At 73.2% G+C, this 24,509-nt stretch carries 17 protein-coding genes; 11 read left to right on the top strand and 6 right to left on the bottom strand.

Annotation, left to right across the window (positions count from 1 at the left end; translation table 11 throughout):
* Positions 1 to 109: 109 nt before the first annotated feature.
* Positions 110 to 2,047 (top strand): 1-deoxy-D-xylulose-5-phosphate synthase, encoded by a 1,938-nt coding sequence (dxs, locus tag E1258_RS12460; RefSeq protein WP_132399766.1) that lies wholly within the window; start codon positions 110 to 112, stop codon positions 2,045 to 2,047.
* Positions 2,048 to 2,280: 233 nt separating this feature from the next.
* On the opposite strand, the gene E1258_RS12455 is transcribed toward dxs, so the two are convergent.
* Positions 2,281 to 3,471, bottom strand: a complete 1,191-nt coding sequence (locus E1258_RS12455; protein WP_132399763.1) for a hypothetical protein — start codon at positions 3,469 to 3,471, stop codon at positions 2,281 to 2,283.
* Positions 3,472 to 3,644: 173 nt separating this feature from the next.
* Here E1258_RS12455 and E1258_RS12450 point away from each other — a divergent pair, with 173 nt between their 5' ends.
* Both E1258_RS12450 and E1258_RS12445 read left to right on the top strand, forming a co-directional pair.
* Positions 3,645 to 5,579 (top strand): hypothetical protein, encoded by a 1,935-nt coding sequence (locus E1258_RS12450; RefSeq protein WP_371688605.1) that lies wholly within the window; start codon positions 3,645 to 3,647, stop codon positions 5,577 to 5,579.
* Positions 5,579 to 7,336, top strand: a complete 1,758-nt coding sequence (locus tag E1258_RS12445) for a hypothetical protein (RefSeq protein WP_207919527.1) — start codon at positions 5,579 to 5,581, stop codon at positions 7,334 to 7,336. Before E1258_RS12450 ends, E1258_RS12445 begins: the two co-directional genes overlap by 1 nt.
* Positions 7,337 to 7,354: 18 nt before the next feature.
* On the opposite strand, the gene E1258_RS12440 is transcribed toward E1258_RS12445, so the two are convergent.
* On the bottom strand, positions 7,355 to 9,265 hold the full coding sequence (locus E1258_RS12440; protein ID WP_132399760.1) for a hypothetical protein: 1,911 nt from the start codon (positions 9,263 to 9,265) through the stop codon (positions 7,355 to 7,357).
* Between the two features lie 111 nt (positions 9,266 to 9,376).
* Between E1258_RS12440 and E1258_RS12435 the strand changes: the two genes are divergently transcribed.
* From E1258_RS12435 to E1258_RS35825, 7 genes are all read left to right on the top strand, one after another.
* Positions 9,377 to 10,690 (top strand): PQQ-binding-like beta-propeller repeat protein, encoded by a 1,314-nt coding sequence (locus E1258_RS12435; protein ID WP_132399757.1) that lies wholly within the window; start codon positions 9,377 to 9,379, stop codon positions 10,688 to 10,690.
* A gap of 76 nt (positions 10,691 to 10,766) precedes the next feature.
* Entirely contained in the window at positions 10,767 to 11,435 is a 669-nt protein-coding gene (locus tag E1258_RS12430) for a response regulator transcription factor (RefSeq protein ID WP_007075424.1), read from the top strand.
* Positions 11,436 to 11,682: 247 nt separating this feature from the next.
* Positions 11,683 to 12,852: a cell wall metabolism sensor histidine kinase WalK gene (locus E1258_RS12425; RefSeq protein ID WP_132399769.1), complete on the top strand. Its 1,170-nt coding sequence runs from the start codon at positions 11,683 to 11,685 to the stop codon at positions 12,850 to 12,852.
* Between the two features lie 182 nt (positions 12,853 to 13,034).
* Positions 13,035 to 15,662: a malectin domain-containing carbohydrate-binding protein gene (locus E1258_RS12420; protein WP_243715394.1), complete on the top strand. Its 2,628-nt coding sequence runs from the start codon at positions 13,035 to 13,037 to the stop codon at positions 15,660 to 15,662.
* Positions 15,663 to 15,979: 317 nt separating this feature from the next.
* The gene (locus E1258_RS12415; RefSeq protein ID WP_132399751.1) at positions 15,980 to 17,503 is read left to right on the top strand and encodes an ABC transporter substrate-binding protein; all 1,524 of its coding nucleotides are present in this window, start codon (positions 15,980 to 15,982) and stop codon (positions 17,501 to 17,503) included.
* 8 nt (positions 17,504 to 17,511) lie between these two features.
* Positions 17,512 to 19,278, top strand: coding sequence for an ABC transporter permease subunit (locus tag E1258_RS12410; RefSeq protein WP_132399748.1), 1,767 nt, complete (start codon positions 17,512 to 17,514; stop codon positions 19,276 to 19,278).
* Positions 19,279 to 19,403: 125 nt separating this feature from the next.
* Positions 19,404 to 19,481 carry a VOC family protein gene (locus E1258_RS35825; protein ID WP_371688607.1) on the top strand — a complete coding sequence of 26 codons (78 nt, stop codon included), beginning with the start codon at positions 19,404 to 19,406 and terminating at the stop codon, positions 19,479 to 19,481.
* Between the two features lie 146 nt (positions 19,482 to 19,627).
* Here E1258_RS35825 and E1258_RS12400 read toward each other — a convergent pair whose 3' ends face one another.
* Entirely contained in the window at positions 19,628 to 19,861 is a 234-nt protein-coding gene (locus E1258_RS12400; protein WP_256370991.1) for an EamA family transporter, read from the bottom strand.
* 29 nt (positions 19,862 to 19,890) lie between these two features.
* On the opposite strand from E1258_RS12400, the gene E1258_RS12395 reads away from it, so the two are divergent.
* Positions 19,891 to 20,052 carry a hypothetical protein gene (locus E1258_RS12395; RefSeq protein ID WP_371688606.1) on the top strand — a complete coding sequence of 54 codons (162 nt, stop codon included), beginning with the start codon at positions 19,891 to 19,893 and terminating at the stop codon, positions 20,050 to 20,052.
* A gap of 159 nt (positions 20,053 to 20,211) precedes the next feature.
* Here E1258_RS12395 and E1258_RS12385 read toward each other — a convergent pair whose 3' ends face one another.
* From E1258_RS12385 to E1258_RS12375, 3 genes are all read right to left on the bottom strand, one after another.
* Positions 20,212 to 20,922 (bottom strand): hypothetical protein, encoded by a 711-nt coding sequence (locus E1258_RS12385; protein ID WP_132399742.1) that lies wholly within the window; start codon positions 20,920 to 20,922, stop codon positions 20,212 to 20,214.
* Between the two features lie 161 nt (positions 20,923 to 21,083).
* On the bottom strand, positions 21,084 to 23,153 hold the full coding sequence (locus E1258_RS12380) for a 3-hydroxyacyl-CoA dehydrogenase NAD-binding domain-containing protein (RefSeq protein ID WP_132399739.1): 2,070 nt from the start codon (positions 23,151 to 23,153) through the stop codon (positions 21,084 to 21,086).
* The gene (locus tag E1258_RS12375; protein WP_132399736.1) at positions 23,150 to 24,370 is read right to left on the bottom strand and encodes a thiolase family protein; all 1,221 of its coding nucleotides are present in this window, start codon (positions 24,368 to 24,370) and stop codon (positions 23,150 to 23,152) included. The genes E1258_RS12380 and E1258_RS12375 overlap by 4 nt, the downstream gene beginning before the upstream one ends.
* Between the last annotated feature and the right edge of the window lie 139 nt (positions 24,371 to 24,509).

The raw sequence follows: 24,509 nt of genomic DNA, 5'->3' as shown, positions 1-24,509 counted from the left end.
GGCCGCCCCGCCCCGGCGGCTGGTGATCGTCGGCTGACTGCCTGCCCGGTCAGCGGGGTCGTTCCCCGGCAAGGCTGCGGCTACCGGGCGGCCGATAGACTCTTGGCTCATGAGTGCTGAAGAGGACACGGCCAACCACGGCCGGCTGCTGGCCACGGTGCGGGGTCCGCAGGACGTGAAGCGGATGACCACCGAGCAGCTGGACATCCTCGCCGCCGAGATCCGTGACTTCCTGATCGCCAAGGTCTCCCGCACCGGCGGGCACGTCGGCCCCAACCTGGGCGTGGTGGAGCTGACGCTGGCGATGCACCGGGTCTTCGACTCCCCCCGGGACCGGCTCCTGTTCGACACCGGCCACCAGGCGTACGTGCACAAGATCCTCACCGGCCGGCAGGACGGCTTCGACCGGCTGCGCCAGCGCGGCGGCCTCTCGGGGTACCCGAGCCAGGCCGAGAGCGAGCACGACCTGATCGAGAACTCGCACGCCTCCACCGCCCTGTCCTACGCCGACGGGCTGGCCAAGGCGTACGCGCTGCGCGGCGAGCCGCGCTCGGTGGTCGCCGTCGTCGGCGACGGGGCGCTGACCGGCGGCATGTGCTGGGAGGCGCTGAACAACATCGCCACCGCCGGCAACCCCCTCGTGATCGTGGTCAACGACAACGGCCGGTCGTACGCGCCGACCATCGGCGGCCTCGCCGACCACCTCTCGTCGCTGCGGCTCAACCCCGGCTACGAGAAGATCCTCGACACCGTCAAGGACGCCCTCGGCTCGACGCCGCTGGTCGGCCGGCCCATGTACGAGGTGCTGCACGCGGTCAAGAAGGGCATCAAGGACGCGGTCGCCCCACAGGCCATGTTCGAGGACCTGGGCATCAAGTACGTCGGCCCGGTCGACGGCCACGACGTGGCCGCGGTCGAGTCGGCGCTGCGGGCGGCGAAGCACTTCGGCGGGCCCGTGATCGTGCACGCGGTCACCCGCAAGGGGTACGGCTACCGGCCGGCCGAGGAGGACGAGGCCGACTGCCTGCACGGCCCCGGCGGCGCCTTCGACGCCGAGACCGGCAGGCTGGTCGCCGCCCCGTCGGTGAAGTGGACGCACGTCTTCGCCGACGAGCTGGTCGCCATCGCCGACGCCCGGCCCGACGTGGTGGGCATCACCGCCGCGATGGCCGAGCCGACCGGCATCGCCAAGCTGGCCCGCAAGCACCCCGGCCGGGTGTACGACGTCGGCATCGCCGAGCAGCACGCCGCCACCTCGGCGGCCGGGCTGGCCCTCGGCGGGCTGCATCCGGTGGTGGCGGTCTACGCGACCTTCCTCAACCGGGCGTTCGACCAGGTCCTGCTGGACGTGGCGATGCACAAGCTGCCGGTGACGTTCGTGCTGGACCGGGCCGGGATCACCGGCCCGGACGGGCCGAGCCACTACGGCATCTGGGACATGTCCGTCTTCGGTGTGGTGCCGGGCCTGCGTATCGCCGCCCCCCGGGACGCCGCGACCCTGCGCGAGGAGCTGCGCGAGGCGATCGCCGTCGACGACGGCCCGACCATCCTGCGCTTCCCGACCGGTTCGGTCGCCGCCGACCTGCCGGCCGTGCGCCGCGTCGGCCCGGTCGACGTGCTGGCCGAGGCGGCCCGCACCGACGTGCTGCTGGTCGCGGTCGGCTCGTTCGGCCACCTCGGCATGGAGGTCGCCGCCCGGGTCGCGGAGCAGGGCTACGGGGTGACCGTGGTCGACCCGCGCTGGGTCCGCCCGGTCCCGGCCGAGCTGGTCGAGCTGGCCGCCGGCCACCGGCTCGTGGTCACCGTCGAGGACGGCGTGCGCGTCGGCGGCGTCGGCGACGCCCTCGCCCAGGCCATGCGGGACGCCGACGTCCGGGTGCCGCTGCGGGACCTGGGCGTGCCGGCCGACTGGCACCCGCACGGCACCCGCGCGCAGATCCTCGCCGATCTGGGCCTCACCGCCCAGGACGTGGCCCGCGACGTCACCGGGTGGATCTCCCGCCTGGACGCGCAGTCCGTCGAGGCGGTCGCGCTGCCCGCCGACTGATCGCATTGCAAGAAGGGGCCCCTTCTCAACGCCTGGCGTCGAGAAGGGGCCCCTTCTCACCGCCCCTTCCCAGACGCCCCTGCCAACCGGTGCCGTCGCTGCGGTGCGGGCGTGCGCTTACGAGGGCGTGCGTGGGGTGTGGGCCGTGCGCCGACGGGGGCGTTGCGGCGGGCGTGCGCTGACGCAGGTGTGGGCCGTGCGGTTACGGGGCGAGTGCCTTCGCAGGCGTGCGGCTACCGGCCGCCGACCGAGCGGTAGTACGTCTTCTCCGCGCCGGCCAGGCTGAACGTGGCCTTGCTCGCCGGCTGCGGCACCACCACCAGCCCCGGCCGGTCGACCAGCCGGGGGGTGCCCGGCGGGACCGACAGCGAGGTGTACCGGTTGGCGCGCCAGCTCAGCACCACCAGCGGCTGCCCCGGCACCGGCAGCACGTACGCCTGCAACGTGCTGGCGCGGTCGGCCGGCGAGAACACCGGCTCGCCCGCGGCCGGGCGGTAGACGACCGCCGTCATCGTCCCCGTGCTGGTCTCCCAGCTCAGCTGCTCCAGGTCGGCCGGGTCGCCCCCGCCGAGGGCGACCTCGCCGAGGGCGCGCACGCTCACCTTCCCCCTCGGCCAGGACTCCGGCACCGAGCGGGGCGCGTCCCGGTCGCCGATGCGGCGCGGGATGCTGCCGAACGGCCCCCGCTCGTCGGCCAGCTCGCAGGTGTCCAGGTCGTCCAGCGCCCGCCGGCCCGAGCCCGTCTCGTCCCGGACCAGGGGATAGCGCGGGTCCGTGGTGGCCGTACCCAGATCGAGCAGGCGGTCGGCGGCCCGACCGCGCGGCAGCGAGCTGGTGGCCCGCAGCGTCGTGGTCAGCGACACGGCCTGGCAGGCCGGAACGTCCACCGGGTCGGTCAGCCCGTCCCGGGTGACGAGGGCGCGGCCCTTGGGGCCGAGCAGCCGCTCCACCCGCTCGGAGAGCAGGTAGCGGCGCCCGGCGCTGGTCTGCACGGGCAGCACGTCGGAGTAGACGAGGTAGCCGGGGTCGGTGTATTCGCTGGCCCGGTCGACCACGTACCGGTCGCCGTGGCGGGTCAGTTGCAGCAGCCAGGAGGCGCTCTCGCCGGGGACGTCGGCGGCCACCAGGGCCAGCGGGGCACCGTCGGCCTCGCCGGACCAGAGGATCCCCGAGGAGGGCAGGTGCGCCCGGTCGTCGACCGGCGACCGCCAGGCCCGGACCGCGTCGGTGACGGCCGCCGTGGCGGCGGCGTCGCCGGCCAGTCCGCCCCGCGCGGGCCACACCCGCAGGGTGCCGTCCATGGTGTCGTATCCCACCGGGAGGGCGTCGGGCTTGCGGTCGGCCACCGGGCCGCAGGCCGTCGCGGTCAGCAGCAGGGCGAGCAGCCCGGTGGCCGTCCCGCCGCGCCGGCGCGCTGAAGCCACCTGTACGCCCCCGTTCGCGTCGCCCGGTCCTGTTGCGTCCCACATGGTACGAGACGGCGTCGGGGTGGGAACCGGCACCTCGATCCCTGCCCGCGAGCTGCGCTTCGACCGCCCACATGGGACGCAACGGTGATTGCCGGGCGTGGCAGCGGCTCCGGTAGACTCCGCCGACTGTGACTCCTGCCGAGCCCCGTGGAGACTTCCCGCCGGTCCCCGACGCTTCCGGGGGCTTCACCGACTCGCCGGTTCGGGCCGGGGCGGTGGCGACCGTCGAGCCCCCGGCCCGCGTGGAGCCCGTGGCCGCCCCGCAGCCCGCCGCCGTGGACCCGTCGGCCGGGTCCGCCGGGGCCGGGGACAGGCGGCGCTGGCGGTGGACCCCCCGGCGGCGGGACCTCGCCGTCTACGGCCTCTTCCTGCTCGCCGCGCTCTGGGTGACCAGCCAGATCTGGATCGATCCCGCCGGCCGGGTCGCCTCGCTGTACAGCAGCGACCCCGCCCAGGTGCAGTTCTTCCTCGCGCACTCGGTACGGGTGGTGCTGCACGGCGAGTTCCCGTTCTACACCGAGCAGTTCAACTACCCCGACGGGGTCAACCTGATGGCCAACACGGCCGTCCTGGCGCTCGGCATCCCGATGGTGCCGGTGACCCTGCTGTTCGGCCCCGCCGTCTCCTTCGTGGTGCTGGTCACCTGCGGCCTCGCCGGCACCGCCGCCGCCTGGTACCGGGTGCTCTCCCGGCACGTCGTGCGCAACCCGCTCGCCGCCGCCGTGGCCGGCTGGTTCTGCGGATTCTCCCCGGCGATGCTCTCGCACGCCAACTGGCACCCGAACATCATCAGCCAGTTCCTGCTGCCGTTCATCGTGTGGCGAGTGCTGGTGATCACCCGTTCCCGGCGGCCGGTCCGCGACGGGGCGCTGCTGGCCCTCCTGGTCACCGTGCAGGCGTTCATCAACGAGGAGATCCTGCTGTTCACGGCGCTGGCCTGCGGGGTGTTCCTGATCGCCATGCTGGTGCAGCGGCCGGGGCTGTGGTCGGCGGCGTGGCGGCCCCTGGGCATCGCCGTGGCGGTGTGCACCGTGCTGGCCGGGTCCCTGCTGGCGTACCCGCTCTACGTGCAGTTCGCCGGGCCGATGGCGTACCACGGGCTCAGTGACGCGGTCCGTGACTACGGCAACGACATCGCCGCGTTCTTCGCCCCCGGCTCACCCACCCTCGGCGGCAACGAACGGGCCAACGTCAACCTCGCCCCGAACTACTCCGAGGAGAACGCCTTCCTCGGCTGGAGCCTCGCCCTCATCGCCGTCGGTATCGTGCTCTGGCTGCGCCGCGAGCCGGTGGTCCGCGCCCTCGCGGCGACCGGCGCGTTCTTCGCGGTGCTCTCCCTCGGCGAGCGGGTGTCCTGGTGGGACCGGGAGCTGTTCACCGGCCCCTGGGAGTACCTGGTGCGGCTGCCGCTGCTCGACGCCGTCGTGCCGACCCGGTTCGGCATGATCACCACCGTGGTGGTCGGGGTGCTGCTCGCGCTCGCCGTCGAGCGGGTCTGGTCGCTGCGTACGGCCGAGGCTCGCACCATGCGTACCCTCGGGGTGGCCGCCCTGGTCATGGCGCTGCTGCCGATCGCACCGATGCCGCTGAAGGTCACCTCCCGTCCGCCGGTGCCGAAGTTCATCACCGCAGACCGGTGGCGCGGCTACGTCGCGCCCGACCAGACCCTCGTGCCGATCCCGGTGCCGAGCATGGGCAACACGCACGGGATGCGGTGGGCCGCCGCCACCAACCTCGACTTCAAGATCCCGGGCGGGTACTTCCTCGCCCCGCGCAACGGCAACACCGGCGACCCGGGCCGGTTCGGCGGCCGGCCCAGCGGCATCGGCGAGCTGCTGGAGGAGGTGGCCAGCACCGGCCGTACCCCGAAGCTCGACGACCGCCAACGCCGCCGCTCGCTGGACGAGCTGCGGCACTGGCGGGCCGCGATCCTGGTGCTCCCGGTGGGCCAGCACAACGCCGAGCCGCTGCGGCGTACCGTCGAGGACCTGGTCGGCCCGGCGCGCCGCGAGCTGGACGTCTGGATCTGGGACGTGCGGGCCCTGACCGACCCGTCGGCCTGATGGCCGAGCCCGCCGCCGACGGCGCGCCGGGCGGGCGGTCCCGGTGGATACGGGGCGTCGACCTTGCCGTCGTCGCCGGCTACCTCGGCCTGGCGGTGCTGCTCACCAGCCGGCAGTGGGGCCGGCCCGACCGGCTGTTCCACCAGGACAACGACCAGATGCTGTTCGAGTGGATGCTCGCCCGGGCGGCCCGCGCCGTCACCGGCGGTGAGCATCCGCTGCACAGCGCGGCCCTGAACGCCCCGGACGGGGTGAACCTGATGGCCAACACCTCGGTGCTCGGGCTGGGTGTGCCGCTGACCCCGGTGACGCTGCTGTTCGGCACGCAGGCGGCCTTCCTCGTGGCGGTGGTCGTCAGCCTCGCCGGCACCGCCACCGCCTGGTACGTCCTGCTGGCCCGCCGGCTGGTCGACTCCCGGGTCGCCGCAGCGGTCGGCGGCCTCGTCTGCGGGTTCGCCCCCGGCATGGTGGCCCAGGCCGGGGCGCACCTGCACATGGCCGCCCAGTTCCTGGTGCCGCCCGTTCTGGCGCTGGTGTTCCGGCCCGACGCCGACCGGGTCCGCCGGCACGGGGTGGCGCTCGGGCTGCTCGTGGCGTACCAGGTGTTCGTCGGCGAGGAGGTGCTGGTCTTCCTGGCGCTCGCCGCCGGCACGTTCGCCGTGGCGTACGCCCTCGTCGACCGCGCGGCGGCCCGCCGGCTGGCACCCGCGTTCCTCGGCCGGCTCGGCGTGGGCGCGCTGGTGGCGGGGGCGCTGCTGGCGTACCCGCTGTGGTTCCAGTTCCTCGGGCCGTACCACTACCGGGGGATGCCCTTCCACGCGCGGGGCTTCCAGCTCGACGCGGCCTCGTTCACCGCCTCGGCCCGGCAGACCGTCCTCGGTGACAGGTACGTGCCCGGGCTGCTCTCGCCGAACCCGACCGAGGAGAACTCGTTCTTCGGGCCCGGCCTGCTGGTGGTCGCCGTGGTGGCCGTGGTCTGGCTGTGGCACCGGCCGCTGGTGCCGGCGCTCGCGGCCGTCGGGGCGTTCGCCGCGCTGCTCTCCCTCGGCGACCCCGTGCGGGTGGACGGCGCGTCGACCGGGCTGCCCGGGCCGTACCGGCTGCTGGCCGGGGCGCCGCTGCTCGACCTCGTGGTGCCGGCCCGGTTCGCCCTGATCTGCGTACCGGTGCTGGGAGTGCTGGTCGCCCTCTCCCTGGACCGGGCCCGGTCGGCCGACGCTTCGGGGGTGCCGGTGCGGCTGCTCTGGGGTGGGGCCGTCGCCGCCGCGCTGCTCCCGCTGGCCCCCACGCCGATCCGTACCGTGCCGGCGTGGCCGGTGCCGGCGTTCGTGGCCGGTGGCGGCTGGCGGGCGTACGTGCCGAACGGGCGGACCCTGGTGCCGGTGCCGCCGGTGACCGGCGCCGGGGTGAGCCCGGCGATGTTCTGGTCGGCCCGCACCGGGCTGGCCTTCACCGCGCCGGGCGGCTACTTCATCGGCCCGAGCGCCGCCGACGATCCGACCGCCCGCTGGGGCGCGCCCGACCGCCCGACGGCGGAGTTGCTGCGCCGGGTGGCCGAGACCGGCCAGGTACCGGTGCTGACCGACGCGGACCGCCGGCAGGCGGTGACGGACCTGCGCCACTGGCGGGCGGCCGTTCTGGTCCAGGGCGGACTGCACCGGGGCGACCCGGTCCGCCGTACCGTCGACCAGCTCGTCGGCCCAGGGCGCGAGGTCGACGGCGCGTGGGTGTGGGACGTACGCCCCCTGACCGGCTGACCGCCACCGCCCACACCGTCAGCGGACGTCCCAGAGCCAGACGTCGTCGACCCGCTGCGGCGGGCCGAGCAGGGCGGTCATCAGCTCACGCAGCACCGCCTCGCGGGGGTGCGCGCCGAGGACGACCACGGACGCGTTCCAGTGGCGCAGGTCCTCGGCGGCCTGCCGGCGGTTCTCCTCGGTCAGCGGCGGCAGGGTGCCGGCGTCCATCGTGGAATAGATCAGCGTGCTGGTCGGCCGGTTCGGGGCGCCGAAGACGCCTTCGCCGTCGGGGTTGGGCCCGATGAAGTAGCCGCCGGGGATCGGGAACTCGTGCCGGGTCAGCGCGCTCCAGCGCAGCGTGGGCAGGCCGTGCACGTTGCTGGGGATCGGCACCGGCACCAGGGTCCGGCCCGCCGGGACGTACGGCCGCCAGCCGCCGGACGTGATGAAGTGCGGCGGCGGGTCGATCCGCTCGGCCGGCAGCGGCCGGGGGATCAGCGGCAGCACGGCGAGCGTGAGCGCCGCGTACCCGACGGGGCGCAGCCAGCGCCGCGACCGGCCGGCGGTCGCGGCCCCGGCCGCCGTCGCCCCGGCCGCCGTCGCCCCGGCCGCCGTCGCCCCGGCCGGTGCCGCGCCGGTCGGCGCGGTGCGGGCGAGCGCGTCCCAGGCGAGGGCGAGCAGCACCCCGACGGCGGCGACCACCACCAGGGCCAGCCGGGTGGGCATCATCATCTCCACCAGCGGCAGGTCGTCCGGGATGTACGCCCACGGCCCGTCGATCGTGGTTTCCGCCCCGTCGAAGCGCACCACCGGGCCGATCGAGGCGACGGTGAACACGACCACCAGCACGGCGACGATCCGGGCGGCCAGCGACCGGCGCACCAGCAGCGCCAGGGCGACCAGCGCCACCAGCACCAGCGGCCAGCCGAACCAGGTGTTCTGCTCGGTCAGGCCGATGGTCTTCTCCACTGCCTCGTCGCCGGCCACGGTGTCCCGGGCGAACGTGACGAAGGCCACCAGGTCCTCGCCCCAGTTGTGGAACACCCCGCCCTGCAACCCCCGGTAGGACTGCGGGCCGTTGAACTGGAACCAGATCGGGTACGCGGTGAGCAGCAACGCCAGAGCGCCGCCGAGGCCGAGCGCGGACAGGAAACCGCGGGCGCGGGCCCACGCCGCCCGGGGCCGCTGCGCCGCGTACGCCAGCACGACCACCAGGCACGCCAGCGCCGTGAGCAGCAGCATCTCCTCGTTGATGAAGATCTGGTACGCCACCAGCAGGCCGAGCACCACGCCGTCTCGCCGCCAGCCGCGCCCCGGCGCACCCAGCAGCAGCACCCGGGCCACGATCAGCGGCAGCAGGTAGTTGGAGACGAAGTTCGGCTGCCCGTTGGCGTGGTGCACGATGCCGGGCGCGAAGCCGAGGAACGCGCCGCCGAGGAACGCCGCCGCTCGCGAGCGCACCAGGTGCCGCGACAGCATCCAGTACGAGGTGGCCGCCGTCGCCGCGAGCGCCCCGCCGAGGTAGAGGGCGTACGTGACCTGCGGGCCGAGCAGCAGCGTCACCGGCGCCAGCGGCAGCGTCGCGCCGAGCAGCGACGTGTTCGCCATCATGTTCACCCCGTCCGGGGCGTTCTGGCGGGTGGAGAAGAGGGGATTCTCCAGGTGCTGCACCGAGTACGCGCCGTGTGCGAAGAGCCACTCGAACCAACTGTGGTCGGTCGGCAGGTGCGACGAGACGCGGTGTTCGACGTCCCCCCAGTAGTTGAGGCACACGAGGACGCCGAGGAGCACGTACGCTCCGATGGCCAGCAGGTCGGCGCGGCCGGGTCGGCGCCAGGGCCGACGGGATGTGCCTGTGCCCGCCGCGTCGGGTCCGGCCGACGCGGTCCGCGTCGCCACGGGTACGGAGTCAGAGTTCAGCGAGGGGTCTACCACCGGCACAGCCACGACGCGCCATCGTACAGGCGCGCTCGCGCGGTCCCGGCCGGCCGGTACGCCCCGGAGCGGCCCGGTGGGACGGTCGACCGGCGGCCGGCCACGGCCCGGGGAGGAGCACCGGTGACCCTCATCGACCTCGGCGAGGCGCGCGGCGATCCCGCCCCGGGTCCGTCGTCCCGGCCGCCCCGGACGGTGGGCCGGCCACTGCGGGTGGCGCTGGCGAGCCTGCTCGCGCTGCTCGCCCTGGCCTCGTCGGCACCCGTGGTGCGTCCCGCGTCGGCGGCGCTCGGCGGCCGGCTGGGCAGCCAGGTCCTCGTCATCGGCGGTCGGGTCTATTTGTTGGAACCGGCGCAGTCCGGTGACGCCGGGGGGCGCGAGGTGACCGTGCACGCGCTGCCCGCCGGCGCGGGGCCCGCCGCCCGGCCGCTGTGGCGCACGACCGTGCCGGGCGTCGGCAACCTGCTGGGCGTGCAGGAGTACGCCGGCCTGGTCCTCTTCACCGGCAACCGGGACGGGCGGGACGTGCAGACCCTCGCCGTGGACGCGGCGACCGGCGAGCGGCGCTGGCAGTGGCCCGGCGACCCGGTGCCCACCGTGGGCGAAGGTCTGCTGCTCGTCGGCGGCGACATCGAGCGGCGGGGCGAGCTGAGGGCGGTGGAACCGTCGTCGGGCAGCGTCCGGTGGTCGCTCCCGGGTCACCTGGGCGGGACGGCCTTCCACAGTCGCGCCGACGACGGCGCGGTCGACCTGGTGGTGCTGATCACGGCCGCCGGCCGGATCGAGCTGCGCGACGCGCTGTCCGGGGCGGTGCGGGCGAGCCTCGCCCCGCCCGCGGGCGGGCGGCGGGGATACCTCCAGGCCACCGTCGCCGGTGACCTGCTGCTGGTCGGGGAGCACGAGCAGCAGCGGCTCCTACGGTTGACCGCGTACGGGCTCGCCACCCTGGACCGGCGCTGGGAGCTGGACCGGCCGCCGTTCGGGTACGCGATCGAGTGCGGCCTGCTGCTCTGCGTGGCGGCGTTCCCGAGCGGGGTGTCGGCGCTGGATCCGGCCACGGGCCAGACCCGATGGGCCAACCCGCGCCTACAGACGGTCCTCGCGGTGCACGGCGACCGGCTCCTCGCGGCCGTCGGCGAGCGGCCGGACGCCCCGATCGGCACCGTCAGGGTGCTGGACGCCGCGACCGGGCGGGAGGTCGCCGACCTGGGGCGCTGGGAAATGGTGCGGAGCCACACCCCGGTCGGGCCCTGGTACGGCGTCCGGCCCGACCGTGGCGGCGCCGGCCTGGTCGTCGCGGAGCTGGACGTGGCGCGGGCGACGGCCCGGCTGCGCGACGTGCTGCCCGGCGCGGCGGGGGACTGCGCCGCCGACGGCCGCGACATGGTCTGCCGTCAGCAGTCCGGCACGTACGGCTGGTGGCGGCTGCCGGCCTGAGGACCGGGCCGGGGTGGGACGCTGGTTTGGTGGCCGGCACTAGGTTGTCGGGAGGTCGGCCGGCGAGGAGGCGGGTATGCGGGTACTGGTGGTCGAGGACGAGCGCAACCTCGCCGACGCGATCGCGCGAGGGCTGCGCAAGCGCGGCATGGCCGTCGACGTCGCCTACGACGGCGACAGCGGGCACGAGATGGCCTTCGTCACCCGGTACGACGTGGTGGTGCTGGACCGGGACCTGCCCGGCGTACACGGCGACCAGATCTGCGCCGAGCTGGCCGCCTCGGGCACCCTGACCCGGGTGCTCATGCTCACCGCCAGCGGCACCGTCGCCGACCGGGTCGAGGGGTTGCAGCTCGGCGCGGACGACTACCTGCCCAAGCCGTTCGCCTTCGACGAGTTGGTCGCCCGGGTGCAGGCGTTGGGCCGGCGGGCCACCCCGGCCGCCCCGCCCGTGCTCGCCGTCGCCGACCTGGTGCTCGACCCGGCCCGCCGGGTGGTGACCCGGGGCGGGACGGCCGTCGACCTGACCAACAAGGAGTTCGGGGTGCTAGCCGAGCTGCTCAAGGCGCGCGGTGCCGTGGTTTCCAGCGAGGAGCTGCTGGAACGGGTCTGGGACGCCAACACCGACCCGTTCACCACCATCGTCCGGGTCACGGTGATGACGCTGCGGCGCAAGCTCGGCGACCCGCCACTGATCGAGACGGTGGTCGGGGCCGGCTACCGCACCGCGGAGGGGGCGTCGTGAGTGCGAGGAGTGAGCCGGGTTTGCGAGCCCCGCAGTCGCGAACTGAGGGGGCGCTTGTGAGTGCGAGGAGTGAGCCGGGTTTGCGAGCCCCGCAGTCGCGAACTGAGGGGGCGCTTGTGAGTGCGAGGAGTGAGCCGGGTTTGCGAGCCCCGCAGTCGCGAGCCAAGGAGGTACGGTGACCGCCGCGCCCCGCCCGCAGGTCCGCCGCGCCTTGCCTCCTTCGGCGTTGCGCCGCCCGGCCGTCCGGCTGAGGCCGACCCTGCGGCTGCGGCTCACCCTGCTCAACGGGGTGCTCCTGGTGGGCGCCGGAACGATCCTGGTGTTGCTGGCCTGGCTGCTGGTCCGTGACGCGCTGCGCCCCACCGACGAGCTGCTGCCCGGCACCACCGTGCTGCTGGCCGACGGCCGGTCCCTGGACGCCGCGGAGTGGCAGCGGCAGCTCGCCGACGCCGCGTCCCGGGAGCTGCTGGCCAAGGGGCTGATGGCGCTGCTGGCGATCAGCGTGGTCGGGGTGGCCGGCGCGTACGCGGTGGCCGGCCGGGCGCTGCGCCCCCTGCACCAGGTCACCGCGACCGCCCAGCGCCTCGGCGAGGCCACCCTCGACCAGCGGATCGGCTGGTCCGGGGCGGACGACGAGGTGGCCGAGCTGGCTAAGACGTTCGACGCGATGCTGGACCGGATCACCGCCGCGTTCGAGGCGCAGAAGCGTTTCGTCGCCAACGCCTCGCACGAGTTGCGCACCCCGCTCGCGGTGATGCGGACCGAGATCGACGTGACGCTCAGCGACGACGAGGCCGACGCCGCCGAGTACCGCCGGATGGCCACCGTGGTCCGTGACGCCTCGGAACGGGCCAACGGGCTGGTCGACGCCCTGCTGGTGCTCGCCCGCAGCGAGGCCCAGGCGGGCCGGCGGCTGGGCCGGCGCATCGAGTGCGACCTGGCCGCCGGTGCCGCCAACGCGCTCTCGGCCGTGCGTCGGGAGGTGGAGCGGATCGGGCTGCGGGTGCAGACGTCGCTGGAGTCCGCGCCGGTGGTGGGCGACCCCGGGCTGCTGGATCGGCTTGCCGGCAACCTGATCGAGAACGCGGTCCGCTACAACCACCTGCACGGCCGGATCACGGTGCGCACCGGCACGGACGGCTGCACGTCCTGGCTGGTGGTCGCCAACACCGGCTTCGAGGTCAGCCAGGCCGACGTGCCGGGGCTGTTCGAGCCGTTCCGCCGGGGTGGGCAGGAACGCACCGGGGCGCGGGGCTCCGGGCTGGGGCTTTCCATCGTCCGGGCGGTCAGCGACGCGCACGGCGGCACGGTGCGGGTGGTCGCGCAGCCCGGCGGTGGGCTGGAGGTCACGGTGACGCTGCCCGCCGCCGACGCCGCGTCCGCCGGTGCCGGCCCGTCCCAGGCCGGGCGCCCCTGACCTGGCCCCCAGGGCCGGTCGGCGATCGGCTGTTCGTGTGCCGCGCCCGGCTGACCCGGCGAGGTCCGCGTCGGGTTGCCGGGCCGGCGTCGGGTGCTCGGGTGGAGCCGTCGCGCGGTCGGTCAGAATCGGTCATCCGCGCTGGACGCGGGGGCTGCGGTGGGTAAGGGTGTAATGGTGCCATGCCTCACGTGGTGCGTGCCCCGCGTCGGCCGCCCCGGCCGTGCGGCGGCGAACCGCACCTCCGCCCGCCCGTGCTCCGGGAGCTGCCCGTGATCTTCTCCTCGGCCCTGACCCGCCGTACCCTGGCGACGCTTGCCGCGGTCGCTCTGACCGTCGCCGGCCTCGCCGTCGGTGGCCCGGCGAGCGCCGCGCCCGACCACGACAAGGTGGTCTCCGACGTCCCGTCGACCGCGTCGCCGGACATCATGGACGGCACCGTGTTCGCCATCCACGACGCCGGCACGAAGATCATCGCCGCGGGCTCGTTCACCACCGTGCAGAACCGCAACTCGGACGTGGACATCCCCCGCAACTACGTGCTCGCGTTCGACAAGGCCACCGGCGCGGTGGACACCGCGTTCGCGCCGGTCGTCGACGACGAGGTGAGCGCGGTGGCGGCCGGGCCGACGGCCGGCACCGTCTACCTGGCCGGCAAGTTCAACACGGTCAACGGGGTGACCCGGCGCAAGGTGGCGCTGGTCAACGTCGCCACGGGGGCCACCGTCACCAGTTTCGTCGGGCCGGCGTTCAACGGCCTCATCGAAGACGTCGCCCTGGCTGGGGATCGGCTGCTCGTCGGCGGCATCTTCACCACCGCCGGCAACGCCAACCCGCGCGGCGGCCTCGCCTCGCTCAACGCCACCACCGGCGCGCTGGACAGCTACCTGACCACCACCCTCACCGAGAACCACAACTACGACGGGGTGAGCGGGGCCAAGGCCGGCGTCGGCGCGGAGAGGCTCGCGCTCTCCCCGGACGGCACCCAACTCGTCGTGATCGGCAACTTCAAGAAGGCCGACGGGGTGCTGCACGACCAGATCGTGCGGCTGGACCTCGGCGCGACCGTCGCGACCGTCGCCGACTGGAACACCAGCCGGTACACCCCGCGCTGCGCGTGGAAGACGTTCGACTCGTACATGCGGGACGTGGCCTTCGCCCCGGACGGCAGTTACTTCGTGGTGGTCACCACCGGCGGCCGGTACAGCGGGTCGCTCTGCGACGCCGCCGCCCGCTGGGAGGCCGCCGCGACCGGCGACGAACAGCAGCCCACCTGGGTGAACTACTCCGGCGGCGACACCTTCCTCTCGGTGGGGATCAGCGAGCAGGCCGTCTACGTCGGCGGGCACATGCGCTGGCTCAACAACAGCCTCGGCGGCGACAGTGCGCAGGCCGGGGCCATCGGCCGGGCCAGCATCGCCGCCCTGGACCCGCTCAACGGGCTGCCGCTGTCGTGGAACCCGGGCCGGCACCCGCGCGGCTACGGCGTGGCGGAGATGCTGGTCACCCCCCAGGGCATCTGGCTGGGCTCGGACCAGTCCTGGATCGGCAACTTCCAGTACCGGCGGGAGCGGATCGCGTTCTTCCCGCTGACCGGCGGCAAAGCCCCGCACCCGACCACCACCGCCGCCGGCCTGCCTGGCACGGTGTACCAGGCCGGGGTGCCGGCGCCGCCGCGCGTCCTGTACCGGGTCAACGCCGCCGGCCCCGCCATCGCGTCGACCGACAACGGGCCGGAGTGGAGCGTCGACACCTCCGCCAACCCCAGCCCGTACCACAACACCGGCAGCAGCACGGCCAGTTACCTCGCGCTGGCCAGCCTCGACGCCACCGTCCCGCCCGGCACCCCGGCCGCGCTGTACAGCGACGAGCGGTGGGACGGCACCGCTGCCCCGGAGATGCAGTGGGATTTCCCGGTGCCCGCCGGCACCGAGGTCACCGTCCGGCTCTACCTGGCCAACCGGTACATCGGCACCTCGACACCCGGCAAGCGGGTCTTCGACGTGACCCTGGACGGCACGCTCGTCCTGGACAACCTCGACCTGGCGGTCACGCCGGGAAACGACATCGGCACCATGCGGGCGTTCACGGTGGTCAGCGACGGTAACGTCGACATCGACTTCGGGCACGTGGTGCAGAACCCGCTCGTCAGCGCGATCGAGATAGTCAGGGCCGGCCCGCTGCCCACCGGCGACGAGGTGCAGGCCCGCTCGTACGACGGGGCGGCCACCGTCGGCGCGGCAGTTCCGGTGGCCAACCCGGACGACACGGACTGGTCGGAGGCCAAGGGCGCGTTCTGGGTCGGCGGCACCCTGTTCTACGGGATGAACGGCGCGCTCCAGCGGCGCACCTTCGACGGGACCACCTTCGGCACGCCGAGCCTCGTCGACCCGTACCACGACGCGTACTGGGACACGGTGGAGACGGACTCCGGCGCGGCCGGGCAGACGTACGCTGGCGCGACCAGCAACTTCTACCCGGAGATCCCCAACGTCACCGGCATGCTCTACACCGGCGGCCGGCTCTACTACACCCTCTCCGGCCAGAGCGGGCTGTACTGGCGCTGGTTCACCCCGGACAGCGGGGCGGTCGGCGCCGACAAGTTCACCGTCGCGGGGGCGACCGGGTTCGCCGACACCGGGTCGATCTTCCTCGCCGACGGCACCCTGTACCGGGTCAGCCGCTCGACCGGCGCGCTGGCCTACACCGCGTGGGCCGGCGGCGTGCCCACCGGCGCGTTCACCACCGTCAGCGGCCCCACCCTCGACGGGGTGGACTGGCGCGCCAAGGCCGTCTTCGTCGGCCCGTAGACCCCCGCCGCACCACGGGGGGCACCCCGGCCCGGTTCCGCGTTCGCGCGGTGCCGGGCCGGTGCCTTTTCCGGGTACGCCGTTCGGCCCGTCCGCATTCGATATCGACTTCGACACCCGGCAGGTGACTTGCCCACAGGGACAGACCAGGGCCGGCCAACAGCGCATGGCGGAAGGTGCGCCCAGCACTGCGAAAGGATGCGATCTCTATCACCCCAGCGAGGTTTGGTAAGCCTTACCTTATAGCCTGACCTCGCTCCTCGCCGCATCCAACGAGCTGTCGGGGTGACAGAAACTCTTGCACGATAGGACCGGTCATGCGCAGTGTTCCCCGCCGCATCGTCGTGGCGCTTGCTCTCCCCATGTTGCTATCCGGCTGTTTCGCCCCCGGCGACGGTGGTTCCGATACGGATGCCCAAGCCCGGGCGGCCGGTCGCCTGAGGGTCGCCCTCGCGGTACCGCCGGTGCAGGCATTGTCCCCCTACAGCAATGACGCCACCGTTCTGAGCAAGCTCTCTGTGGTTGAAGGGCTCACGGCGCTGGACGCGGACGGAGCCGCAGTGCCGGCGCTGGCAAAGTCCTGGACCCGGAAGAACCCCACCTTGTGGGTCTTCGAGCTGCGCAAGGCGACGTTCCAGGACGGCACGGAGGTCACCGCCGAGTCCGTCGTCAATGCGCTCGACCACGCCAATGCAGCCAAGACCAAGCCGCGCGTCCTCAGTGACGTGACGCTGACCGTGAAGGCCGAGGACAGCGACACTGTCATGGTCAGCACGAAGACCGCCGACCCGGTGCTCCCGCTGCGGCTCGCCAGCCCCGCGTTGGGCATCCTCTCGGTGAAGGCGTATGCCAGCGACGGCACCGTCAGCCCCGTCGGCACCGGAACCGGCCCGTTCAAGATCACCAAGCTGATCGGGAAGACCAAGGCGGCTTTGGACCGTTTCGACGGCTACTGGGGCGGCAAGGCCAAGGCATCCGGCATCGACGTCACATGGATTGCCGACGGGACCGCCCGCGCCAACGCCATGCGCGCCGGCGAAGTCGACATCGCCGAGTGGATCCCCACCGCCCAGGCGAACCTGCTGGACAAGAACACCCGTCGCGAGGTGCCCTCCGTGCGGACCGACAGCCTGATCCTCAATACCCGCAGCGGCATCTTCACCGACGAGTCGCTGCGCAGGGCCGCCCGCGAGGCCGTGAACGGTTCCGCCCTGGTCGGCTCGATCTTCGGCGGGTACGCCGACCCCGCGCAGGGCCTGTTCGGGCCCGCCGTTTCCTGGGCGGCCCACAAGCGTGTCGAGGTTACGGGCCGCGCGGTGGCCGCGACCACCGCCGAGGTCGAGTCGAAGACCAACGGCAGGACGCTGCGCCTGGCCGCCTACACCAACCGCGCCGAACTGCCCGAGGCCGCGACCGTCGTGCAGCAGCAGCTTGAGAAGGCGGGGTTCACCGTGCAGCAGGACGTACGCGAGTACACGCAGATGGAGCCCGACCTCCTCGCCGGCAGATACGACGCGCTCGTCTTCTCCCGCGTGACGCTCCTGGACACCGGCGACGCGGTCGCATACCTGGCGAGCGACTTCATGAGCAACGGCGTCTACAACATCGCGGGTCTGAAGGACTCCAGTGTCGACCAGGCCATCGCCTCTGCCGCCGAGGAGGGCGACACCGCGCAGCGGCAGCAGAAGATCATGCAGGCCGAGGCGGAGATTCTGCGGACGGACGCGATCGTGCCGCTGGTCCACGAGAAGGTCGTGCAGGGTGTCAGCTCCAGCGTCGAGGGCGTGCTGCTCGATCCCCGGGAACGTTCCCTGGTCAACGTCGGCACCCATCTGAAATAGCCCCGGCGATGAGCAGCGCAACCTCGTCAGGTTCGACCGCGGCCGATGCCCGCCGGGCCCGGTGGTTCGTTGCCGTCGGCCGCGTCGTAGCCGGAGCAGCCCTGCTGGTGACCGTCGCCCTGCTGCCCTGGCTGTCCAGGACCGATCCCGCGCTGACGGTGCTGCGGGCTCGTTCCGCCGACCAGGATCCCACCCCGGCGCGGCTGGCAGCCGTACGGGAACAACTGGGATTGGACGAGGGGCCGTTCAGCCATCTCGCGCATTGGTTGGGTGGTCTGCCCCGCGGCGACGCCGGCATCTCGTGGGTGTCGGGCGAACCGGTCCTTCCCCAGGTGACGGCCGCCTTCGCCGTCTCGTTCACGCTGATGCTCGGCGCACTCGTGGTAACGATCGCGGTAGCCGTGCTGGTCAGCGCCCGCACACTGTACCTCGGCTCCCGGCAGCGGCTGCACAGGAAGCGCGCGGGCACCGGGGCCGCCGTCCTCGCCGCGCTGCCCAAGTTCCTGCTCGCTTCGCTGCTCGCCACCGTATTCGGTGTGTGGCTGGGCTGGGTCCCGTCCAGCGGCTGGACGGGACCGGGGTCGATGGTGCTTCCCGCGCTCGCCCTGGGCCTGCCCTCCGGGGCGATGATCGGCGGCCTGCTCGGCCACGCTCTGCCCGCCGCCTTCCACGAGCCGTGGGTGCGGACCTGGCGCCTCTGCGGGTTCTCGCCCGGCCGCATTGCCTGGCACGCGCTGCGCCGCACGGTGGCCGGCGTGCTCCCACAGTTCCTGCCGACCGTCGTCGCCCTGGTCGGCGGCGCCGTCGCAGTGGAGAAGATCTTCAACATTCCCGGCCTCGGCCGGCTCGCCCTGGACGCCGCTCTGGCCCAGGATCTCCCGCCCCTGCAGACAGCGACACTGCTGCTCGTCCTGCTCGGCACCGCCGCCGGCCTGCTCATCCAGACCCTGCGCCGAACGCTTCTCGGCCCCGCCCTGCGCGACGCGGCTCTGCCCGCACTGCACCCGGCGGCCCTGCCCCGCCGGCGCTCCACAGGCTGGGTCGCCGGACTGTGTGCGATCGCCCTGCTCACGTTGGCCATAGCCGGGCTGTTGCGCGATCCGCTGCACGTGGACACGGCAGCCCGCCTGCTGGTTCCCTCAGCCGCGCACCCGTTGGGCACCGACGCGCTGGGCCGTGACCTGCTGGCCCGGCTCGGCCACGGCGCGCTACGCACGGCCGGAGTCGCCCTCGCGGTGACTGCGGTCAGCGCCGTCGCCGGGCTGCTACTGGGCCTGGCCGGCTGCGCGAGCGCGGGCCTGACCGAAGTGATGTCGACGCTCCCGGCCGTCCTGGCCGGACTGCTGACGACCGCGGTGACCGGTCCGTCGGTGTGGGGAGCCGCGTGCGCGGTGTGCCTGGTCGCCTGGACGCCGTATGCCGCCCAGGCCGCGGCTCTGCTGGAAGAGGAACGGGCGACCGGTTACCTGCTCGCGTCGATCTCGCTCGGTGCGGGGCCGATACATCTGCTGCGCCGTCACCTGCTGCCCGCGGTGTTGCCCGCCGTACTGCGCAACGCCGTCCTACGCCTGCCCACCACGGTCCTCGTGCTGGCCTCCCTCGGCTTCCTCGGCCTCGGTGAGCAACCGCCGACCCCCGAGTGGGGACGCCTGCTGTCGGAGAACCAGCCATACGTGGAACTGGCCCCCTGGACCGTACTCGGCCCGGCCGGCGCGCTCGTTCTGCTCGCAGTGCTGGCCGTGTCCGGTATGGCGTCGGGACGCAGCAGACTTTGAGGTAGACGGTTGCCGCATCGGCAGGCACCAACCCGTGGCACTCCGGCCGAGGGCGGATCAAGATCGCGTCACTGCCGCCGATCGGCCAGGGACAAATCGCCGCGTAGAGGCGGGTTGAGGCGTAAGTGTCTCGATGGCGCACGGATTGGATGGTCCTCGCCGACCCGGAAGGTAACGAGTTCTGCCTCCTCACCCCGGGCTGACGCCGCTGTCCGGGACCGGTGTTCAACGGCGCGCGTGACCCGTTTCCGTCGTGGCCGGCGGCGTCGGCGGCTACCTGGAAGCCGTGGTGCGACCCGGCCACCTGAACTACCGCCCGCGCGGGGGCTCCTCTGCCGCCGCCGCCGGTTCACTGTTCTTTCAGGTGAAGGGTGGCGGATACGGCCGGGGTTTCCGCCGGCGCCGATGACGGCCCCGGCCGCTGGTGCCGGCGGGTCAGGCCGACCCCGACGAGCACGACCACCGTGCCGGCGATGATCCGGAGGTTGAGCTCCTCGTCGAGCACGATGGCCCCCAGCGCCACCGAGACCACCGGCAGCAGATAGCCGATCGTCGCGGTGTTGGTGGCGCCCTCGGCGGCGATGATCCGCCGCCGGCCTCGGCGTCGGCCTCATCCCCCGACTCGGACTGACCCGCCATCCTGGCGTCACCATCCGTCCGGTCCGCCACCCCGAACCGGTCCGGACGATCTACGCCGCGGTCCGGGAGATCTCACTGACCCAGCCCGCACCGCGCGCACTGATAGACGCCCTCGTCGACGCTGTGAAGGAGTGAGGCGCGGGGGTCGACGACCGGCGGCGGCCGGACGGCACCGGCTGGGTTGGTGCTCGCACACCCGGGAGGCAACGAGTTCTGCGTGCTGCGCGGCGCCGCCGAGCGGGCCGCGTCCGCGGGCCGGCCCCCGCGCGGCGCGCGGGGGCCGGCCCGTCCGGGTCAGGAACGCTGCTCGATCTGGCCGCGCATGGTGACGAACTCGGCCTTCGCCTCCTTGGCGGACTTGAAGAACACCACGATCAGGCCGACGCTGCCCCGGTCGGCCCAGACGCAGACGCCCAGCGGCATCCCCTCGGTCTTGCCGTCGCCGCAGCGCGCCTCGCCGCCGAGCGGACCCGGCTCCGTCGTGGTCATCTCCTGCACGGCCAGGTCGGTCTTGAGGCCGGCGACCGCGTCGTCCAGCTCCTTCTTCGGGTCCGCCAGCACGCCGGACGCCGCGACGACCATCACGAGGTCCTGCTTGGCGACGTCGCCGTAGAACGCCCCGACGGTGCCGGTCTCGTTCTGCACGGTCGACTTCATCTCGGTGACCATCTGGTCCGACAGCTTCGTCAGCTCCGGGTCGGTGACCTGCTTGCGGCCGGCGAGGGTGGCCGGTGCGACGACCCGGGTGTTGGCGGCGTCGACCACGTCGCCGACCTCGTCCTTCACGGTGAACCAGGTGATCGCCGCGCCGCCGAGGCAGAGCACCAGCACCACGGCCAGTGCGATCAGCACGATCTTGCCGGCTTTGGACTTCTTCGGCGGCAGCGGCGCGTCGTACGGCTGGCCGGCCGGGGGCGGGTAGCCGCCCGGCTGCTGCGGGACGGGCTGCTCCCCGTAAGGCTGCTGCGGCTGGTGCGGGTAGGGGTTGCCCGACGGCTGGGACATGTGAGTCAGCTCCAGTTAGTTGATCAGGAGCGGTGATCGTAGCCAGCCCCACCGACGGTCGCTGCCCCCTGGCGGGGCAAAGGTGAGCGGAATGACGATCGCGGTGGCTGGGACGCCCTGTCGGGGGAGCCCGGCCACCGCGATCGCGTGCGGCGACAGGATCAGGCGGGCAGGCTCGCCAGGCCGCGCGGCAGGAACCGCCGGCCGGTGACCCGCTCGCTGGTGCCGGTCCGGTCCAGGTACGGCGTGACGCCGCCCAGGTGGAACGGCCAGCCGGCACCGAGGATCAGGCACAGGTCGATGTCCTGCACCTCGGCGACGACACCCTCGTCGAGCATCAGCCGGACCTCCTGGGCCAGGGCATCGAGTGCGTTCTGCCGCAGCTGCTCGGCGGTCAGCGGCTCGTCGCCCACCACCAGCAGCTTGGCGACGTCGGCGTTGATCTCGTCGTCGACCACGATCGGCTGGCCCGACTCGGCGATCCGCCGCAGGTTCTCGCTGACGCCGAACCGGTCCGGGAAGGCCTTGTGCAGGGTGCCGCCCACGTGGTACGCCACGGCCGGGCCGACGAGCTGGAGCAGCGCGAGCGGGCGCATCGGCAGGCCCAGCGGGTCCAGGGCGCTGTTCGCCACGTCCAGCGGGGTGCCGGCGTCGACGGCGGCGAAGACGGTGCCGAGGAAGCGGGTGAGCAGCCGGTTCACTACGAACGCCGGGGCGTCCTTCACCAGCACGCTGGACTTCTTGAGCTGCTTGCCGACCGCGAAGGCGGTCGCCAGGGTGGCGTCGTCGGTCCGCTCGCCCCGGACGATCTCCAGCAGCGGCAGCACCGCGACCGGGTTGAAGAAGTGGAAGCCGACCACCCGCTCCGGGTACTCCAGCTCCTCGGCCATCGTCGTGACCGACAGGCTGGAGGTGTTCGTGGCGAGCACCGCCTCGGGGGAGACGATTTTTTCCAGCTCGGCCCAGACCTGCTTCTTGACGGCCAGGTCCTCGAACACGGCCTCGATGACGAAGTCGGCGTCGGCGAAAACGCCCTTGTCGACGGAGCCGCTGACCAGGCCGTACAGCTTGGCGGCCGTGCCCTTGTCCATCCGGCCCCTGCTGACGGCCTTCTCGATCTGGGTGTGCACGTAGCCCACGCCCTTGTCGACCCGGGCCTGATCCAGGTCGGTCATGACGACCGGCACCTGAAGGCGACGGGCGAACAGCAGCGCGAGCTGGCTGGCCATCAGGCCGGCGCCGACGATGCCGACCTTGTTCACCGGCCGGGCCAGGCCCTTGTCCGGTGCGCCGGCCGGCCGCTTGGCCCGCCGCTGCACCAGGTCGAACGCGTACAGCCCGCTGCGCAGTTCCTCGGAGAAGATCAGGTCCGCGAGCGCCTCGTCCTCGGCGGCGGTGCCGGCGGCGAAGTCGGCGTCCTTCGCCGTCTCCAACAGGTCCAGCGCCTTGTACGCGGCGGGGACCGCGCCGTGCAGCCGCGCATCGAGGGTCTGCCGGGCGAAGTACAGCACGCCCGCCCACATGTCCTTGTCGACCTCGGGCCGGGTCACGGTGATCTCGCCGCGCACCACGCCCGCGGCCCACAGCAGGGACCGCTCCAGGAAGTCCGCCGGCTCCAGCAGCACGTCGGCGATGCCCAGCTCGGCGGCCTGCTTTGGCTTGAGCATCTTGTTCTGCATCAGCGGATTCTGCAGGATCACCTGGGTGGCGGCCGGGATGCCGATCAGGTGCGGCAGTAGCTGGGTGCCGCCCCAGCCGGGGATCAAACCGAGGGAGACCTCGGGCAGCGCCAGCGCCGACGCGCCGCCGGACAGCGTCCGGTAGTGGCAGTGCAGGGCCAGCTCCAGGCCGCCGCCCATCGCCGCGCCGTTGACGAAGGCGAAGGTCGGGACCGTGCTGTCCTTGAGCCGGGCGAAGACCCGGTGGCCGAGCCGACCGATCTCCAGGGCCTGCTCCCGGTCGGCGAGCTGCGGCAGGCTGGTGATGTCGGCGCCGACGCAGAAGATGTACGGCTTGCCGGTGACCGCGACGAACGCCGGGTCCGCCGCGAGGGCGGCCGTGATCGCCTCGTCCAGGCTGGTCAGGCCGCCCGGGCCGAAGCTGTTCGGCTTGGTGTGGTCGAAGCCGTTGTCGAGGGTGATCAGGGCGGCCGGGCGGGCCAGCCCCGGCACGTTCACCTGGCGCAGCAGCGCCCGGGTGACCACCTCGTTCGGTGCGGCGAGCGCGCTCACTCGTTGCCCTCCTGTCCAGCCGGAACGGCGGAACCGGTCCAGTGCGGGTTCTCCCAGATCACGGTGCCGCCCATGCCGATGCCGATGCACATCGCGGTGAGGCCGTAGCGGACCTCGGGGTGCTCGGCGAACTGCCGGGCGAGCTGCGTCATCAGCCGCACGCCGGAGGAGGCGAGCGGGTGACCGATGGCGATCGCGCCGCCCCACGGGTTGACCCGAAAGTCGTCGTCGGCGATGCCGAAGTGGTCGAGGAAGGCGAGCACCTGCACGGCGAACGCCTCGTTCAGCTCGAACAGGCCGATGTCGTCGATGCTCAGGCCGGCGACGCGCAGCGCCTTCTCCGTCGACGGGATCGGGCCGACGCCCATCACCTCCGGCTCGACGCCGACGAAGCCGTACGAGACCAGCCGCATGGCGACCGGGAGGCCCAGCTCGCGGGCGGTGTCCTCGGCGGCGAGCAGGCTCGCGGTGGCGCCGTCGTTCAGGCCGGCCGCGTTGCCGGCGGTGACCTTGCCGTGCGGGCGGAACGGGGTCTTGAGGGTGGCGAGCTTCTCCAGCGACGTGTCGCGGGGCGCCTCGTCGATCGTGGCCAGGCCCCAGCCGCCCTCGTCGTCGCGGATCGCCATCGGCACCAGGTCGCCCTGGAGCTTGCCGTTGGCGTACGCCTTCGCGGTCCTCTGCTGCGAGGCGAGCGCGAACGCGTCGGTGCGCTCCTTGGTGATGTGCGGGACCCGGTCGTGCAGGTTCTCCGCGGTGGCGCCCATGACCAGGGCGGACGGGTCGACCAGCTTCTCCGCGACGATCCGTGGGTTGGGGTCGACGCCCTCGCCCATCGGGTGGCGGCCCATGTGCTCGACGCCGCCGGCGATCGCGACGTCGTACGCGCCCATGGCGATGCCACCGGCCACGGTGGTGACGGCGGTCATCGCCCCGGCGCACATCCGGTCGATGGCGAAGCCGGGGACGGTCTTCGGCAGGCCGGCCAGCAGGGCGGCGGTGCGGCCGATGGTCAGGCCCTGGTCGCCGATCTGGGTGGTGGCGGCGATGGCGACCTCCTCGACCCGCTCCGGCGGTAGCTGCGGATTGCGGCGCAGCAGCTCGCGGATGCAGCGGATCACCAGGTCGTCGGCGCGGGTGTTGGCGTACATGCCACCCGCCTTGCCGAACGGGGTACGGACGCCGTCGACGAAGACGACATCTCGAACTTCACGGGGCACTTGAGCCTCCTTTTCGACCCTGACTCGGCCACGTCGCCGACAGGCGGCACCACGGACCGAACGAGGATCGCGGCACGGGCGTGGTCACTCGGATGCTACTCGCCAGTAACCACGCCTGACACCACCCCCTGTGTAACCC

Origin of the sequence: Micromonospora sp. KC207 (genome assembly GCF_004348615.1) — a bacterium.
Taxonomy (GTDB): domain Bacteria; phylum Actinomycetota; class Actinomycetes; order Mycobacteriales; family Micromonosporaceae; genus Micromonospora.
Note: the sequence above shows the minus strand (reverse complement) of the source record. Positions and strands in the feature narration are given on the sequence as shown.